At 53.6% G+C, this 17,701-nt stretch carries 14 protein-coding genes, 1 tRNA gene and 1 pseudogene; 10 read left to right on the top strand and 6 right to left on the bottom strand.

Annotated elements, in window-relative coordinates; genetic code table 11:
- A partial coding sequence (locus tag ACETWG_12760) for a glutamine amidotransferase (protein ID MFB0517458.1) occupies window positions 1-235 on the top strand: 235 nt, incomplete at its 5' end.
- 121 nt (window positions 236-356) lie between these two features.
- On the opposite strand, the gene ACETWG_12765 is transcribed toward ACETWG_12760, so the two are convergent.
- Both ACETWG_12765 and ACETWG_12770 read right to left on the bottom strand, forming a co-directional pair.
- Window positions 357-680, bottom strand: coding sequence for a tetratricopeptide repeat protein (locus ACETWG_12765; GenBank protein MFB0517459.1), 324 nt, complete (start codon window positions 678-680; stop codon window positions 357-359).
- 6 nt (window positions 681-686) lie between these two features.
- Window positions 687-806 (bottom strand): annotated as a pseudogene (locus tag ACETWG_12770) (hypothetical protein).
- A gap of 164 nt (window positions 807-970) precedes the next feature.
- Between ACETWG_12770 and ACETWG_12775 the strand changes: the two are divergent.
- Window positions 971-1,258: a hypothetical protein gene (locus ACETWG_12775; GenBank protein ID MFB0517460.1), complete on the top strand. Its 288-nt coding sequence runs from the start codon at window positions 971-973 to the stop codon at window positions 1,256-1,258.
- Between the two features lie 293 nt (window positions 1,259-1,551).
- On the opposite strand, the gene ACETWG_12780 is transcribed toward ACETWG_12775, so the two are convergent.
- The 3 genes from ACETWG_12780 to ACETWG_12790 all read right to left on the bottom strand — a co-directional run bounded on the left by ACETWG_12780 (window position 1,552) and on the right by ACETWG_12790 (window position 3,971).
- Window positions 1,552-1,624, bottom strand: a tRNA-Asn gene (locus ACETWG_12780).
- 139 nt (window positions 1,625-1,763) lie between these two features.
- Entirely contained in the window at window positions 1,764-2,783 is a 1,020-nt protein-coding gene (locus ACETWG_12785; protein ID MFB0517461.1) for an HD-GYP domain-containing protein, read from the bottom strand.
- A gap of 240 nt (window positions 2,784-3,023) precedes the next feature.
- Window positions 3,024-3,971, bottom strand: a complete 948-nt coding sequence (locus ACETWG_12790) for an HD-GYP domain-containing protein (GenBank protein MFB0517462.1) — start codon at window positions 3,969-3,971, stop codon at window positions 3,024-3,026.
- A gap of 1,287 nt (window positions 3,972-5,258) precedes the next feature.
- On the opposite strand from ACETWG_12790, the gene ACETWG_12795 reads away from it, so the two are divergent.
- The 4 genes from ACETWG_12795 (at window position 5,259) to aceE (ending at window position 10,514) form a co-directional block, all read left to right on the top strand.
- Complete coding sequence (locus ACETWG_12795; GenBank protein ID MFB0517463.1) at window positions 5,259-5,516, top strand: helix-turn-helix transcriptional regulator; 258 nt, start codon at window positions 5,259-5,261, stop codon at window positions 5,514-5,516.
- On the top strand, window positions 5,516-5,968 hold the full coding sequence (locus ACETWG_12800) for a type II toxin-antitoxin system death-on-curing family toxin (protein MFB0517464.1): 453 nt from the start codon (window positions 5,516-5,518) through the stop codon (window positions 5,966-5,968). Before ACETWG_12795 ends, ACETWG_12800 begins: the two co-directional genes overlap by 1 nt.
- 449 nt (window positions 5,969-6,417) lie before the next feature.
- Entirely contained in the window at window positions 6,418-7,650 is a 1,233-nt protein-coding gene (locus ACETWG_12805; GenBank protein ID MFB0517465.1) for an NAD(P)/FAD-dependent oxidoreductase, read from the top strand.
- 161 nt (window positions 7,651-7,811) lie between these two features.
- Window positions 7,812-10,514 (top strand): pyruvate dehydrogenase (acetyl-transferring), homodimeric type, encoded by a 2,703-nt coding sequence (aceE, locus tag ACETWG_12810; protein ID MFB0517466.1) that lies wholly within the window; start codon window positions 7,812-7,814, stop codon window positions 10,512-10,514.
- Between the two features lie 152 nt (window positions 10,515-10,666).
- Here aceE and ACETWG_12815 read toward each other — a convergent pair whose 3' ends face one another.
- Entirely contained in the window at window positions 10,667-11,404 is a 738-nt protein-coding gene (locus ACETWG_12815) for an MBL fold metallo-hydrolase (protein ID MFB0517467.1), read from the bottom strand.
- Window positions 11,405-11,593: 189 nt separating this feature from the next.
- Between ACETWG_12815 and ACETWG_12820 the strand changes: the two genes are divergently transcribed.
- From ACETWG_12820 to ACETWG_12835, 4 genes are all read left to right on the top strand, one after another.
- Window positions 11,594-14,134, top strand: coding sequence for a glycoside hydrolase family 2 protein (locus ACETWG_12820; protein ID MFB0517468.1), 2,541 nt, complete (start codon window positions 11,594-11,596; stop codon window positions 14,132-14,134).
- Window positions 14,135-14,246: 112 nt separating this feature from the next.
- Window positions 14,247-14,816, top strand: coding sequence for a nitroreductase family protein (locus ACETWG_12825; GenBank protein MFB0517469.1), 570 nt, complete (start codon window positions 14,247-14,249; stop codon window positions 14,814-14,816).
- Between the two features lie 163 nt (window positions 14,817-14,979).
- Complete coding sequence (locus tag ACETWG_12830; protein ID MFB0517470.1) at window positions 14,980-15,852, top strand: sugar phosphate nucleotidyltransferase; 873 nt, start codon at window positions 14,980-14,982, stop codon at window positions 15,850-15,852.
- A 76-nt stretch (window positions 15,853-15,928) separates the two neighbouring features.
- The gene (locus ACETWG_12835; protein MFB0517471.1) at window positions 15,929-17,617 is read left to right on the top strand and encodes a calcineurin-like phosphoesterase C-terminal domain-containing protein; all 1,689 of its coding nucleotides are present in this window, start codon (window positions 15,929-15,931) and stop codon (window positions 17,615-17,617) included.
- Window positions 17,618-17,701: the final 84 nt, after the last annotated feature.

Consider the following 17,701-nt stretch of genomic DNA (forward strand, 5'->3'; position numbering starts at 1 on the left):
GGAGACCTGCCCGGTGTTTACGGGTTACAATCGTCTCAAGGCCAAGCCGAATGCGGAGGTGATCGCCAAGGTACAGGAGTTCGGCGATCCCTTTGTAGTCGTAGGTACGTACGGTAAAGGCAAGTCGATGGCGTTCGCCAGCGACGTGGCTCCCCACTGGGGGGCAGGCTTCATGAAGTGGCCGGGTTACGACCGGTTCTGGGTGCAGGCGATCCGGTGGCTGGGGACAAAGTGAGCGGCTGTTGGCGGCTGAAGAATGAGAATGGCTGGATGCGGGCTGATTTAGCCCGACAGGAGGGCATCAGCCGGGCGTGTCCACCGTCGACGGGATTCGGCGACGAAGTATCAAGGATAGATTAGAGCCGCTGCTCAGCCACCGCCTTCCGGGCCGCCTCCAGGCGGGTATGGGATTCATGCCAGTAATAGGGCCGCTGCTCCCATGACCGCTCCAGCGCTGCTAAGGCTTCAACGTATTGCCCCTGCTTGTACAGGCACCAGCCCTTGTGTTCCAGGTGGTCGGGATTAGCCGGGTCAAGTTCCAGGGCTTTGTCTACCAGCGCCAGTCCCTCCGCAATATCAAGATCGTTTTCAATGAGCAGCCCTCCCAGGTTGCCATGAGGCCAGTGGTATTGGGGATCAATTTCTATTGACTGGCGATAATAGATCTGCGCCCGATCCAAGAGGCCTGCCTCATTATATATACTTCCCAAACCATTAAGGATACGAGCCTCGGACCATCCCTCCTCTTTCCCTTTCCGCTGATATTGATCAAGGTGATGGGCAGCTCGGGGATTCCTTTCTGCCATATGTCGTAGCCGGTATCCCCGGTGAGGTTGTCAAAGGGCATGACGGCCACGGAGTGTTCAAAGGCTGCCAGAGGGTCCTTCTCTCCGCGCTGCCACCATGACCAGACCGCCGCCGCGATGGCCAAAGCTGCCACAATGGCCAGGGTCTTATTGCCGATGATGATTTGGGGCCGTTCCCTGACTTTATCAGCCGCTTCTTTCGGCGGTGTGCGGGCGATACCGCGGTCCGTGATGTCGAAGGCCCAGGCCAGGCCCACGGCCACCGGGAAGCCCAGCAGGAGAAGAATTATTATCAGGCTGCCGACCCAATTGGGGATGTGAAGCGGCTCGAAGGTGGCATCCACGATCTGGAAGATGATAAAGGCCACTCCGGCATAGACCACGGCCACCCGGAACACCCGGCGGCGCTTGAGCTCGGCTATGAGGTTAGCGAGGTTGTGCATCACTCCTAAAGCGGAATACGATTATGGAATATCTACCCCTTGGAATATGTGGATAAATGAGAGAAAATCAAGGGGTTAAAACAAAACGCCCCTTGAAAATCAGGGGCGAAAGTTTGAAAACTTATTGGCTTAGCATTTGGGCCGGGTGGACCCGGCTACGCATCGCTACGCCGGGCAGGCTTGAACTGTGTTAGTTAGCTGAGACGGAATAAAATCCTCCGGCAAATACCGGGGGCTTTTTGCCTGGGGTGTGAGCTGAGCCGGTGGGCGGACATTGCCAATTATGCCATGGGGGACAAATGCTGGGCCGGGTGGACTCGAACCACCAATCGTCCGGTTAACAGCCGGATGCATTGCCAGTTATGCTACGGCCCAAAAGGTATTCGTATGACCTGTGAGGGAACGACCAGCCAGGACCACAGCTCCCCCTTCAAGCCGGTGCTCTACCCCTCATCGGCAAGTTACAATAAGGCTTGAATCGGAGGGAGGACTTTTTGTTAAAGGTGAGGGCCCGTCAGGCTTTGAAAAGCAGGACGAATTCTTTGAAGATGTCTCTATAGAAATGGTGGATCATTTCTTCTTTCATGATCCTTAATGCTTCAAAGGTCGGAACCTTTTTCTTATAGGCTCGCGTTGAGGTCAAGGCGTCGAATACGTCGGCGATGCTGCAGATGCGGGCGTAGTTGTGAATCTCATCCTTTTTAAGACCGAAGGGATAACCAGTACCGTCTTCCCGCTCATGATGCTGCATGACGATGACACCACATTCTTTGGTGAGCTGGTTGGTCTCACTTAGAATCTTATTGCCCCTTCTGGGATGGTTACGCATCAATTCCCACTCTTCGTCGCTTAATCTGCCGGCCTTATTAATCAATTCCTGCGGTACGTCGCACTTGCCGAGGTCGTGGAGGAAGAAGCCGGCGCCCAGCTCCTGCATGTTATGGTCATAGCTACCCTTGTACACCGACTTGGACACCAGCACCGACAGCATTCCGACGTTAACCGAGTGGGTGTAGGTGTAATAGTCGTGGGAGGTAATTTGGGCCATGCAGGCGGCCGTGTCATCGTCGGCCAGGATGTGATCGACGATTTTGTAGACCATTTTCTTGCCGCATAAGATATTGTCGGGGCTGGGTTTTTCCAGGATGTTGGTCATCATCTTGAGGGAATGATCATAGACGGCTTTGGCCTTGGTCTGGGGAGGAATGCGGGTGTTCTGGATCGTCTGGTGCAGTTCCGCCGAGATCGCTTCCATGGGATTGAATTCACCGTCATCTGGAATTTCAATCTCGATTTTACCCTTCTGTTTCTGATAGGGGCCCAATAGGTCGGTCAGAAGGTTGCGCTCTTCCACCACCGTGCTCTTCTCAGTGTCGACCCGGACCTCTTTTATCCCGTCGGAGATGATTTTCTTAATCTGCCGGTCGGAGGTAATCTTGAAATTTGGCTTAAGGAATGAGTGTCGCAGCCAGGATTGACCCAACATGACATACATGCCAACCTTCAGATCTTTGGTCTTTACTGTCTTGATCATGCTAATATCATTCCGCAGCTATTATAATAGTCATTTTCCAGGGTTGGCAGCTTTGCCCACCACTATAACCCCTCGTATTAGATCCGTAATTGACAGTGCTACAATTTATAAGTTAGTCATAATTCAGGCAGATAGAGTTGTTTGTTATAGAGCTGTGATAATCGTCACACCAAAGCGGCGAACCGGAGCATCGCTGGGTATTTCTGCCGCCCTGTGGCAGGCAATTCCAGTTACGATTGCCTAGCCGAATAGCCTGACGAACTTTTCGAAGAGATCCCTATTGAAGTGGGTGACCATCTCATCGCGCATGACTTTGAGGGCTTCGAAGGTGGTAAGCTTCTTTTTGTAAGCGCGTGTTGAAGTGAGGGCATCGTAGACATCGCCGATGGCGCAGATATACGCGTATACATGGATGCGGTATCGGCTGATGCCAAGAGGGTAGCCCGAGCCGTCCTCGCGCTCGTGGTGTTGCAGGACGATGTTGCTGCATTCGTCGGTAAGGTGCCCGGTCTTACGCAGAATTTTCTCCCCGTAAGTCGGATGCATGCGCATCAGCTCCCACTCTTCGTCGGTTAATCTCCCCGGCTTATTGATGAGGTAGGAGGGAATTTCACACTTGCCCAGATCGTGGAGGAAAAAACCGGACCCCAGCTCCCGCATGTTGTGATCCGCTTGGTCACTGAAAGCGGCCTTGGCGATGAGGACCCCGTACATGCCTACATTGACCGAGTGGGTGTAGGTGTAATAGTCGTGAGAGGTGATTTGAGTGAGACAGTCGGCCGTTTCGTCATCGGCTAGAACGAGGTCCACGATGTCACCGAGCATTCGCTTACCACTGAGGATATTGTCATGGCTGGGTTCGTCGATAATGTGCTTCATCATCTTGATGGAGTGGTCATAGACGGCTTTGGCCTTCTCCTTTGGGGGGGCGTTTTCATCCTCGATAGTGGCCCTCAGTTCCTCACTGACCATGCTCAGCGGATCGAAGCCTTCCGGGATGGGGACCTCGACCTCGCTTTTCTCGGTATCGACATTGACGAGCACCAAACCTTTGTCAATGATATTGACAATCTGCTTTTCGTGAGTAATCATGAAATTTTCTTCGAAGAGCGGCAACAGACGGGCCTGTTCGCCTAACTTGACGTACATACCCACCTTAAGATCTTCGGCTTTAACGGGCCTGAGCATGGTCGTGAATCTCGCTAGTTAATCATAGGCTTCATTGTATACTGCTCCTGCCTTGTAAACACAGCTGGAGCATTAATCAAAGGAGCGAAAAGATACATGCATATGCATATTAGTGTCAATTCAAACCGCTGATTTATTCGCTTGTGTCGCTGAGGGTTGTGATAAAGGCTCAATCAACGCTAAGGTTCCAGAGGAGAAACACCGGTTACAAAGCTTAGAGAGGCCTGGATAATTGCGGCGGTCGTTTACCTGGCGGCCAGTAATCAGCGGTCAGCGATGAGCGGTCAGCATTCAGCAATCAGCCATCAGCGGTTGGCCATTAGCCCATAAGCCGGTAGGGGCGTAGCGCGCTACACTCCTTGTATATTCCCCCTATAGAAGCCAAAATCAAGAGGAATCAGATAAGGATCCCCTCTCAGATATTGGGAGGGAAATACCTCGGCGGTTGACCGATCGCCCCTGGGGTTGGAAGCCCGATAGTAGCTGGGTCACCGCCGAGGTTTCCAGAAGCGTCTGAAGCCCGAACAGTCGCGGGGTTTAAGCCGCATACAAGGATGGGATACAGACGCCAAGTCGCCCCCAAGCTAGTCCAGGAGGAGAGGCAATGCAACCGCAATCATTTGTCTGTGGTATCGATGTAGGCTCCAGAGATTATTCATTCAAGCGGCTAACTGGCAAATTCGACGGAACTGGCTATCAAATGAAGTGTCCTAGCCCACCCGCCGATTACAAATAGGGTCGAGCTCTGCTATTAATTCTTTCTCTCTGTCAGATGGGTCTCCTGAAATCACTTCACCGACAAAGTGTGTGGGCATTTCACGGTTAATGCATGGATTATCGCCATTGACGATACAGCCCACCAGACATCGTCGCTGTCTTCCATTATGTTATGACCGGGAATCCGCAGCGACGTTACATGTCAACGTCTCATGTCGGGAGACAGAATCTTACAATGCGAATGCAAATGAGGCGCTTTACTAGGCTCACTAATGGGTTCTCAAAAACACTAGAGAGCTTAAAGGCGGCTGTTGCCCTACACTTCGCTTATTATAACTTTGTGAGAATTCATCAGAGATTGAGGATAACACCAGCGATGGAAGCGGGCGTGGCGAAACGGCTGTGGGGCATCGAGGAGCTCTTACCCGAATAAGGTAGAGAATTAGAAAACACTAAAAAATTCTTGTTAACCTCTGACCATTTAGTTAACTTGTGTTAACCTATTGATAAGAAGTTAACACTTGTTAACCTAGATAAGCTAAGTTAACAAAGGATGCATAGGTAAGGCTTATGACTAGAGAGAAATACATCACAATACCTCGATTGGCAGAACTCACGGGCATGAGCCGCATTGCGATTTACAAGAAAGTGAAGAAAGGTCAGATTCCCGCAATTAGAATAGGTCGGAATTATGCTATTACTGATCGGACTATCGCACAGGTGCTCGGCGAGGAACTATCTGAAAAAGGGAAAAGACAAATAGATACAGCGGTTACAAAAACAGTAGAACAATACGGAGAGGTAATAAGAGAACTAAGCAATAAATAATGAAGATCATCACGGTCGCAGAAGTCGAGTATGTTGCATTCGAACTCGCGAAAAAACACCTCACTTTCGATCAGCCAATTCCTGATTTTACAACCCGATTCCCGAATATACTTGAAAGTTGCGTAGTCACTCCGTTTCAGAAATTCTCTGGTAAGTTCTTGTATCCATCGTTTGTTTCTAAGGCTGCTATGTTGTTCTATCTAATAATAAAGAATCATCCATTTCAAAATGGCAATAAGAGAATTGCTATCACAACCCTGCTCACATTCTTGTTCTATAACGAGAAATGGTTGGAGGTAGACCACACTACACTCCTGAACTTTTCTCTTTGGATAGCGGAGAGTCAATCCGAATACAAAGAACAGGTTGTCTCTGCCATAGAGCAGTTTATTAAGGGGCATTTAGTGCCCCTCCAACCAAATACGGAAGCAAGGGCATCAGCTGACAGCTAAGCTGCTTAGTGGCCTCAGCTGAGGTGAAACCCCAAATTAGAACACTACCAGATGTTGATAACAAGCGGACAGGGGAACTAAACTTTTTTTATTTACACAAGGAGGTTCATCATGCAGCGATTTTGGGCTTTTCTGGCAACTGTAGCTGTTATAGTATTACTTACCATCGGATGGCGAATATCAGAGAATGGGAGGTATTCTTTCCAACCTTTACAATCTGGCGAGATTGGCGGCGCAGGCTATCTTATTGATACTAGAACCGGTTGATACTAGAACCGGAACGACATGGTTTATAGTTGGAAACGATGTTCGAGGGGAAATCTTGATTAGCTCAAATTAGGACACCACCACATCTTGATGCTATTTCTGTACTGGAGGGTTTCGTCTTAACTTAAAACCAATCATTTGTATGCATGCCAGCGCATGTAAGCCTTTGTCGTGAATGAGCAATGATTGACACTGACGCCAGCTACGATCTGATCATCGTCGGGGGCGGGCCTTCCGGTTCGGCGGCGGCACTGTATGCCAAGCGCCACGGTCTGCGCACCCTGCTGCTGGACAAGGCCACCTTCCCCCGGGACAAAATCTGCGGCGACGCGCTCTCGGGGAAATCGGTGGCTATCCTGAAGGACCTCAATCTGTTGAACAAGGTCCGAGGGCTGCCTGGTGCCACTATCTACCGCATCATCTTCAGCAGTCCCGTGCATACCGAGCTGGTGATTGACCTGCGGCAAAGCAGCCTCAGTTACATTCCGGAAGGGTTCGTAATTCGCCGGGCGATATTCGACCAGTTCCTTTTTGAAGAGGCCAGACAGGCAGCGGACACCTGCCGGGAGGGCTTCACCGTCACCGACCTGGTCTGGGAAGCGGGCTTCGTGAATGGTATTAGGGGACGCCAGGGCAACGGCGCGGAGGAGGAGCATCGCGGCCGCATCGTCCTGGGTGCTGACGGCTACCACTCCTTAGTTGCCCGCCAGACCGGCCTCTATCAACATGATCCGCGCCACTGGGTGCTGGCCCTGCGGCAGTATTATCAGAACGTTGGCGGCCTCACTGACCAGATCGAGCTGCACTACGTAGATGAGGTCATCCCGGGCTACTTCTGGATCTTTCCTTTGGAGAACGGCTGTGCCAATGTGGGTATCGGCATGCTGCACGCCTATATCAAGCGCCAGAAGGTTGACCTGCGGCAGGCCCTTCAGAGGGCTATTGACAGTCCGGCCTTTCGGGAGCGGTTCACGGATGCCCGGCCCATGGAGGATCCGGTGGGCTGGAACCTGCCGGTGGGCAGCCAGCACCGCCGGATGGTGGGCGACGGGTTCATGCTCCTGGGCGACGCCGCCGGCCTTATAGACCCCTTCACCGGCGAGGGTATCGGCAATGCGCTGTATTCAGCCCGGTTTGCGGTGGAGGCGGCGAAGGAGGCCATCGAAGCCGGGGATGTAAGCGCGGCCTTTCTGGCCCGCTATGACCAGCGCCTGTGGGATGCCATCGGCGGTGAGCTCAAGGTGAGCACCCAGATGCAAAAGATCGGCCGTCACCGGCTGCTGCTGAACTTTGTCATCGGCAAGGCGGCCCGGAATAAGGAAGTAGGTGACCTCATCGCCGGTATGATCGCCAACGAAGTACCAAAGAAGAAGCTGGCCAACCCCCTGTTCTATCTCAAGCTACTATTCAGCTAGCCGACAGTCTTCAGCAATCAGCCCGCCTGGTCTTACCATAGGTTCCAGGACCCTCCCGAGTGTCTGCCCCTATCCCGGGTTCAGATGAGCGTAAACTTCAGCGACTGAATGACATAATTTTAGCGTGTGATTTCACCATTCGCGGTAGGAGGATGCAGGCCATGATAGACCATCTATCAGCTGATACGGGTATGAACCAGCTCCATAATGGAGACACTGACGTCGAGGAAACGCAGGAGTGGTTGGAAGCGCTAGAGGGGGTGGTGCGGCACAAGGGGAGGGAGCGGGGCCAGTATCTCCTCACCCGGCTGGTCCAGAAGTGCCACCAGATGGGGCTCTGTCCACCTTTTTCGACCAATACGCCTTACGTGAACACCATTCCGCTGGAGCAGCAGCCGCCGTATCCCGGTGATCGGGCCCTGGAGCGGCGCATCAAGAGCATCATCCGTTGGAACGCCATGGCGATGGTGGTGCGGGCGAATGCTCAGAATCCCGGTATCGGCGGTCATATCTCCACCTTCGCTTCGGCTGCCACCTTGTACCAGGTGGGGTTCCATCATTTCTTCCGCGGGAAGGGTGACGGTTTCGATGGTGACCAGGTCTACTTCCAGGGGCACGCCTCGCCGGGCATCTACGCCCAGGCCTTCCTGGAAGGCCGCATCACCCTGACCCAGCTGGAGAACTTCCGACGGGAGCTGGAAAAGGGCGGCGGCCTCTCGTCCTACCCCCATCCCTGGCTCATGCCCGACTTCTGGGAATTCCCCACCGTGTCCATGGGCCTGAGTCCCATCAGCGCCATCTACCAGGCGCGCTTCAACCGCTATCTACAGGACCGGGGGATCAAGGATACGGCGGCGGCCCACGTCTGGGCCTTTCTGGGAGATGGCGAGGTAGACGAGCCGGAAACCCTTGGGTCGCTAACCCTGGCTGCTCGCGAGCAACTGGACAACCTGATCTTCGTGATCAACTGCAACCTGCAGCGGTTGGATGGTCCCGTGCGCGGGAACGGCAAGATCATCCAGGAGCTGGAGACGGTCTTCCGGGGTGCGGGGTGGAACGTCATCAAGGTCATCTGGGGGGACGATTGGGATTCCCTTCTGGCCAATGACACCGCCGGCCGGTTGGTGCAGCGGATGAACGAGGTGGTGGATGGCCAGTACCAGAAATACACCGTCGAGTCGGGGGACTATATCCGGAAGGATTTCTTTGGGAAGTATCCCGAGCTGTTGAAACTGGTGGAGCATCTGACCGATGAGCAGCTCACCAAGCTGCGCCGCGGCGGGCATGATCCGGCGAAGGTTTATGCCGCTTATAAAGCGGCGGTGGAGCACGAGGGCGCTCCTTCAGTCATTCTGGCGAAGACCATCAAGGGATACGGGCTAGGCGAGGCTGGCGAGGGTAAGAATATCTCCCACCAGCAGAAAAAGCTTAATGAGGCGGAGCTGCGCGAATTTCGTGACCGCTTTGATATCCCCATCGCCGATAAGGATATCGACCAGGCGCCGTTCTACAAGCCTCCGGAGGACAGCGAGGGAATCCAGTACTTGCTGGAGCGACGTCGTGCTTTGGGAGGATTCGTACCGTCCCGGAAAGTCCAGGTGCAGGCGCTGAAGGTGCCGGAGAGGTCCCTGTTCGATGAATTCTACCGGGGCAGTGAGCGGGAAGTGTCCACGACGATGGCTTTCGTGCGGATGCTCTCTTTGCTTATGAAGGATAAGGAGATCGGCAAGCTGGTAGTGCCGATCGTGCCGGACGAAGCCCGTACCTTCGGCATGGAGTCACTCTTCCGCCAGTTTGGAATTTACTCCCACGTAGGGCAGGTATATACGCCGGTGGATTCGGACACGCTGCTTTATTACCGTGAGGCCAGAGATGGCCAGATTCTGGAGGAGGGCATAACCGAAGCCGGCTCCATGGCCTCTTGCACGGCGGCGGGAACAGCCTACGCCCATCACGGCGTGGACCTGATCCCCTTCTTCATCTTTTACTCCATGTTCGGCTTCCAGCGCATCGGGGATCTGATCTGGGCCTTTGGAGATCAGCGGGGCCGAGGCTTTCTGTTAGGTGCTACCTCCGGCCGCACCACCCTGATGGGCGAAGGTCTGCAGCACCAGGACGGCCACAGTCACATTCTGGCCAGTACCTTACCGAACCTGTATACCTACGATCCCGCCTTTGCGTACGAGATCGCCGTCATTGTCCAGGACGGCCTGCGTCGCATGTACCACGAGCGGGAGGACATCTTTTACTACATCACCCTCGGCAACGAGAACTATCCCATGCCTGCCATGCGGGAGGGCATCGAGGAGGGGATTCTGAAGGGGTTATACAGGTTTTCTGAAGGGCCCAGGCAGCGGGGGAAGCCGATGACCCGGGCGCACATTCTGGGCAGCGGCGCAATACTGCTAGAGGCCATGCGAGCACAGGAAATTCTGGCGGAAAGATATGCGGTTTCCGCCGCTGTCTGGAGTGCCACCAGTTTCAAGGAGCTGCGTCGGGAGGTCCTCGCCGCTGAGCGCTGGAACATGCTGCATCCCGCTGAGCCGCCCCGGAAGCCCTACATCACCCGACTGCTGGAAGGTGAGCAAGGGCCTTTCATAGCCGCTACCGATTACATGAAGACCGTCGCTGCGCAGGTATGCCGTTGGGTGCCCGGCGGCTTGTTCCCCTTGGGAACCGACGGATTCGGTCGCAGCGATACCCGGGAGGCTCTGCGGCGTCATTTTGAGGTCGACGCCGAGTCCATCACCATCGCGGTGCTCTATCAATTGGCCCAGCGTGGAGAGATCGATCTAGAGGCGGTCAGGCAAGCCATCGAGGATTTGAGCATTGATCCCGAGAAGCCTGATCCAGTCACCGCCTAGCACCGGTGAGATAAGTGCATATGATGACAGCTGGCTTGCTTATAATCCCAAAGGGGGATGATTGTAGTTATTCAGTCCAATATTAGCTGGCTATAAATAGTACGCCTACCCTCTCACTATCAGCTACCCATTTCCCTGGCCGCGTCAAATTCTTATTGCATCTGCCTGATACGCACTTCGATGTTCTTTTCATCCTTCAGTAATTCCAGAATCTGCGACGTATCGGTATTGCCGAAGTGGTATGGATAGAGGATTTTGGGCTTAAATGCCTTTGCCGCATCGGCGACCATTTCGGGTGTCATCGTATAAGGCAGATTCATTGGTAGGAAGGCAATGTTTATTTGCTGGAGAGCTTTCATTTCCGGGGTATTTTCGGTATCGCCGCCCACATAGACGCGCTTATCGCCAAAGGTGATTACATAGCCATTCCCCACTCCTTTGGGGTGAAAAGGGCTGTCGTCATCCCGCTTATGAACGAGGTTGTAGGCCGGAACAGCTTCAATCGTAATCCCGTCAATAGACGTGGTATCGCCATTCTGCATTACGATGCCGCCTTCGATTTCTTCGGCGCATTTCTGGGTCAACACAATTTTGGTATTCCCGGTACGGATCAGTTTTATAGCTTCCGGGTCGAGATGATCGCCATGTTCGTGCGTGACCAGGATTAAGTCGGCCTGAGGCATTTTTGTGTAATCGGCTTCGCGGGATACCGGGTCGATATGGATGGTCTTGCCGCCGAAGGTGAACATCAAGGTCCCATGCCCGATGAAGGTGATCTTAAGGTCACCGGCGGAGGTTTTGATGATGTCCTCTTCGTAGCTCTCTTTCACGAATCCTGTCAGTATCAAGACACAGGCAATAGTCATTGGGAGGATTATAAACTTTCCCATTAGATGTGCCTCCTTATTTAGTTATGTTATCAGGCCCAACGAGAAAGCTAAAGCTTAAGTGATAAGTTGTGCAGCTAAAACCGGCTTAGAAAGGTCTCAGTCCCTACTATGGTCTATGTCCTGTATGCTTATTCAAGCCAGCAATTCAAACTCGTCCTGACAATATCCTGAAATGTGATAGGAGCTCAAATGAAACGGTTTTTAGCACTGTTCAGCCTCTTACTGCTTGTCCAGTGTTCATCAGAACCGACTTCCAGTAATAGAATTATACTGAATCTCCACGACCGGTGGGTATTCAGGCAGCTGGATGCCGATAAGTGGCAGCCAGCTGAGGTGCCGGGCTGTGTCCACACTGATCTACTGGCTGCTGGATTAATCGATGATCCGTTTTATAGGGATAACGAAAAAAAGCTGCAATGGATCGAGCGAACGGATTGGGAGTATCAGACCACCTTTTCGCTGCAGCCGGAAATGTCTGAACGGAATAATGTCGAATTGGTATTTCGCGGTCTGGATACTTACGCGGATGTTTACCTGAACGGTGAGCAGGTGTTACGGGCTGATAACATGTTCCGGGAGTGGCGGATCGATTGCAAGGAGCAGCTGCAACCGGAAGCTAACATCCTCCGTATTCATTTCCGTTCTCCGGTGAATGAAGTACTGCCCAAGATGGAGGCGATGGACTACATCCTCCCGGCGGGGAACGATGCGGGGCCGAAGACGAGCCCCCATACGCGGAAAGCGCCGTATCATTTTGGCTGGGATTGGGGCCCGCGGTTCGTGACCTGCGGCATCTGGCAGCCGGTGTTCCTTGAGGCGTGGAATGCCGCCCGTATCGCCGACGTCAATTTCGTGACGGAACAACTGGACGAAGACGCCGCTCTGATACGCGCAAAGGCTGAAGTGATTGCCGATGACAGCCTGCGAGCCGTCTTGAGTATTTTCGACCAGGACAGCAACGCCCTGATGGCCAGCAGGACCGTTGAGTTATCTGCCGGGCAGAACCTGGTAATGTTGGAGTTTCGGATAGACGATCCAGTCCTGTGGTGGCCGAACGGGCTAGGTAACCAGCGCCTTTATTCTTTCAGGACCAGGCTGGATGCTGGTGGGGACCGGGTGGATGAAGCGGTTACCCGTAGCGGGCTGCGGACGGTGGAGCTTCGACAGAACCCCGATGAGTGGGGCGAGAGTTATGAGTTTGTGGTCAACGGTGTGCCGGTCTTCGCTAAGGGGGGCAACTGGATCCCCGCCGATAATTTCCTCAATCGTGTCACTGCTGAGCGTTACCGGCACCTGCTACATTCCTGTAAGGACGCTAATATGAATATGCTTCGGGTCTGGGGCGGTGGAATTTATGAGAACGACGTATTTTACGATCTCTGCGATGAGCTGGGTATTCTGGTCTGGCAAGACTTCATGTTCGCCTGCAGCATGTATCCTGCCGATCCGGGATTTCTGGAAAATGTAGAACAAGAGGCCATTTACCAGGTCAAGCGGCTTCGAAACCATCCCAGCCTGGCCCTCTGGTGTGGGAACAATGAGATCGAGACCGGCTGGTACAATTGGGGTTGGAAAGAACAGTATCCCGGAAGTGTTGGGCAAGATTATGCAAAAATATTCCACCAACTTTTGCCTACTGTCTGCCAGAGGTATGATCCGACCCGGAAGTACTGGCCCAGCTCACCCAGTTCCGGTGGTAAGGCCAATGCCGATGCGCAAGAGGTGGGTGACGTCCATTACTGGGGAGTGTGGCATGCCGCGGCACCTTTTGAAAGCTACCGGCAACAGTTCCCCCGCTTCTTGAGCGAATATGGGTTTCAGTCCTTCCCGGAGATGAAAACGGTGCTGAGCTTTGCCCTGCCTGAGGATCTTGATCTGGAATCGCCAGTTATGTCAGCCCACCAGAAACATCCCCGGGGCAACGCGTTGATTCTGGAATACCTGCTCCGGGGTTACCCGTGGCCGAAAGACTTTGCCGCGTTCCTTTACCTCAGCCAGGTGCTGCAGGCGGAAGGCATAAAAATCGGGACGGAGCATTATCGGCGCCTCATGCCGCGCTGCATGGGCACGCTCTACTGGCAGATCAATGACTGCTGGCCGGTGGCCTCCTGGTCGAGCATCGACTACTACGGCCGCTGGAAGGCCGAACACTACTACGCACGCAGGTTCTACGATGATATCCTGGTGAGTCCCAGTGAAGATGGGGGCACTGTCCAGATCTATATTGTCTCAGATCGGACTACGGAGATAAGCGGCAACCTGCAGGTGCGGCTGATAGACTTTGACGGGCGGACTATAAAGGAGTGGAATAAGGCAGTCAGAATCCCCCCGCTCAGAAGTGCCGCATATTTATCGTTAACCGAAGAGGACTTACTCTCAGAGGCCGATCCTACCCGCAGCTTACTGTACATGGAATTGGGTGTGGCCGGGAAGCTGACCTCCACGAACCGGCAGTTTTTTGAAATTCCGAAGAATCTGGCATGGCCTTCTCCGGTAATAAAAGCCTCCGTACGAAGGGGTGATGATGGTCTCATCGTCGAGCTTGCCGCGGATAAATTCGCCAGCAATGTATTCCTGTGCAGTGACCGATACGACGGTTTCTTCAGGGACAACTATTTCGATTTAATGCCGGGCCGGGCGGTAACGGTGGTCTTTCAGACTGAGGCTGAGATAGCCCCGGAGGCATTTCGCAGGGATTTGAAAATCATTTCCCTCGTAGACGCCTTCTAGACCGGTTGTCGTGAAGGATGGAGCCCTTTGAATCATGCGGGGCAGCCCTTAGTTTTAATGTCCAAATTTCTATAGCTGCTGGTACAACAATATCAATATTGAAAGGAACCCGATGATAAGAGAATTAATCCTCAAAAGTCGCAGCTATCGACGATTTTACCAGGAGGTGGCGATAGAGGTTGAGCTACTGCGGGAGCTGGTTGATCTGGCGCGACTTTCGCCGTCAGCCAGTAATTTGCAGCCGCTGAAATATATGCTTTCTGGTGATCCTGAAAGAAACGCCGTGATATTTTCCCACCTCTCGTGGGCCGGGTATCTCGAAGACTGGCCCGGCCCGGAGGAGGGGGAACGCCCTTCCGCCTACATCATCATACTCGGGGACAGGGAATTAAGTCCGTCTTTCGGATGTGATCATGGCATAGCGGCTCAAAGCATTTTACTGGGAGCGGCTGAAAAGGGACTCGGCGGCTGTGTTATCGGTTCGATAAATAAACCGGGGTTGGCAAAAGACCTGGCAATTCCGTCCCGTTATGAGATACTGCTGGTCCTTGCCCTGGGCAGGCCCAGGGAGAAAGTGGTGCTGGAGACGGTCGGTCCTGATGGAGATATCAAGTACTGGCGGGACGAAGAGAGTGTCCACCACGTGCCTAAGCGGGCCCTGGACGACATCATTGTTGGGTAGCTATATCTTGCCTTGGCCGTCGGGACTGGTCTTTTGTTATCGTACACGGCTATGCGGCTTTAACCGGGCTGGAGAGGGTCAGCGTGATGGTAGGCCCAATTAATATCTCGGTTGGCGGCGGGTGCGTGGAGGGTGTCAAAATCGAATCCGGGGAGTGTTGGATTTGAAGGGCAGACTGGTGATCCTGGCTGGCGGTATCGGCTCCAGGATGAAAGCGTCCCCACAGATGGCGTGGGTCGGCGACCGGCGGCTGGCAGAGGAAGCGGACGAAAGATCGAAGGCCATGATCGGGGTTGGTGCGGGATATCGACCTTTTCTCGATTATCTACTGTATAATGCCCGGGAGGCCGGCTATCAAGACGTCGTTATAGTTATTGGTGAGCGAGACGATGTCATTCGTTCCTACTATGGCGGCAGTAAGGGGAAAAGCGGCCTTGAGGGCTTAAGAATATCATATGCCATACAGGCTATTCCGGAAGGGCGGGAAAAACCGCTTGGAACCGCCGATGCCCTGTTGCAGGCGCTGAATGCCAGAGAGGATTGGGAAGGTCAAAAGTTCACCGTATGCAATAGTGATAATCTCTATTCTACGAAGGCATTGAGGCTTTTATTAGATGCACCGGATGCGAACGCAATGATTGATTATAATCGATCGGCGCTGGAGTTCGATGAGGAACGCATCGAGAGGTTTGCGGTCATCCTGAAGGATGAGCGGGGATACCTGAGAACCATCATTGAAAAACCCACGCGGGAGGAGATTAGCCAGGCACGGGATCCGGGCGGGAGGATAGGTGTAAGTATGAATATTTTTGCATTCTCTCAGGCTCAAATCCTGCCGGTTCTCCGGGAAGTACCGCTACATCCGGTACGGAAGGAGAAAGAATTGCCGGTTGCTGTCAATATGCTCGTTGACCAATTCCCACGAGCAGTGATGACTTATCCCCTTTCAGAACATGTGCCGGATCTGACCTCGAAAGAGGATCTTATTCCGGTTCGAAAGCAGATCGCGATGATGTTTAAAAAAGTCAGGTTATAGGGAACGTCCAGATTGGCGAGTTTGAGGTGCACAGCGGCCGTTAATTGACCTTAAACCAATAAAATAGGAAATAATAATGACCGAAATCTTGATTGGTATTCAAAAGCGTGTTTTCCCGTTTAGAGGAATTGTCTCTTGTATGCGGTTTGCGGCCTTCGTGGTGGTGAGCCTCTGGGGATTCGCGTGTCCCGTTGATATACGGGCGGGAGCTCCCAGACCGGAGAGCAGCCTAATTGCCTCGGAGGAGGATCAAAGCGGTACGGTAACCGGGATTGTCTTCGAGGATGCCAATCGTAACCTGAAGTGGGATCGGGGTGAGAAAGGCGTAGCAGGTGTGCTGGTCTCAAACCAGCAGGAAGTAGTCCGAACCGACCGCAAGGGCCGCTACACCCTCCCCGTAGGGGAAGAGACGGTCATTTTTATCACCAGGCCGGCCGGGTATGCGGCTCCCTTGAATGAGGACAACTTACCCCGGTTTTATTACATTCATCAGCCCCTGGGTTCGCCGCCGCTGACATATCCCGGCGTGACCCCAGCAGGGCACCTGCCTGAGGAGGTCAATTTTCCTCTATTTCGAACTGCGAAAAGCAAGGCCTTTCAAGTGCTTGTGTTCGGTGATACCCAACCTGCCAGCCACGAGGACCTGGATTTCTTTCGGGACGATGTCGTGGCGGAAGTTGTGGGTCTGAACGCTTCCTTCGGTGTGACGCTGGGAGATGTGGTATGGGATGACCTGGATCTGTATGATCGGTACAAGGACCTGATCAGTCAGATCGGCATCCCTTTCTACCATGTCCCCGGGAATCACGATATGAACTATGATGCCCAGAATGATCGTCACGCGCTGGAGACTTTCAAGCGGCACTTTGGTCCGTCCTACTATTCCTTTGATTATGGGCAGGTGCATTTTGTGGTTCTGGACGACGTGGAGTTTCTAGGCAGAGATGAGAATGGTTCGGTCCATTATAGGGGGATGATCGGTGAGCGGCAGCTCCGTTGGTTGGCAAACGACCTGCAACTGGTACCGGAGAAAAATTTGGTTGTTCTCGCCATGCATATTCCTCTTTATCAGGATCGGGAGACTGGGGATGTGGACCGAGTTGGGGACCTGGAGCGTTTGCTGCAGCTCCTGGAAGAGCGGAAGCGGGTGCTGGCGTTGGCGGCTCATATGCATACCATTCGGCACAGCTATTTCGAGCTAGAGGAGGGTTGGCGCGGCAGGGCCCCATTGCATCAGATCGTCTGTGGCGCGGTCTGCGGCTCCTGGTGGGGGGGACCCCGGGACGAGCGTGGCATTCCGATCTCAGACCAGACGGATGGCGCGCCTAATGGATATTACACCTTCAGCTTCAAGGGCAATACCTACCAGGCTGTATTTCACGCGGCGGGCAAGGGCAGCGAGTATCAACTGCGGATTGCCAGCCCGATGGGCAAACTCTCTGTTGCGGGCCTGGACACCTCCCGGATTATCGTGAATGTTTTCGATGGCAGTGAGCGGTCCGTGGTGGAATATCAGCTTGACGGCGGGGATTTTATCCCCATGGTGCGCACGGTAATGAAGGATCCCCTTTTGGAGAGGATGTACCTTGAATATCAGGAGCAATTCCGACGCTGGGCGACTCCCGGTTTGTGTTACCATATCTGGACGGCTGGTATGCCCACCGGACTTGCCCCTGGCGGGCATAAAATCATAGTTCGAACCCGCGACCAATATGGCCAGGTATACGAGGGAGCACGCGTTTTTGAGATTGAAGGTGTCCGGTGAGCCGGCGGGAAAATCGGGGATAAGGGGCAGACAGCATAACCGTCGAAGGGAGGGAGGTCTGTCGTGGATCCTTAGCCTCCTCGT

The sequence above is a fragment of the Candidatus Neomarinimicrobiota bacterium genome, assembly GCA_041862535.1.
Taxonomy (GTDB): Bacteria; Fidelibacterota; Marinisomatia; order SCGC-AAA003-L08; family TS1B11.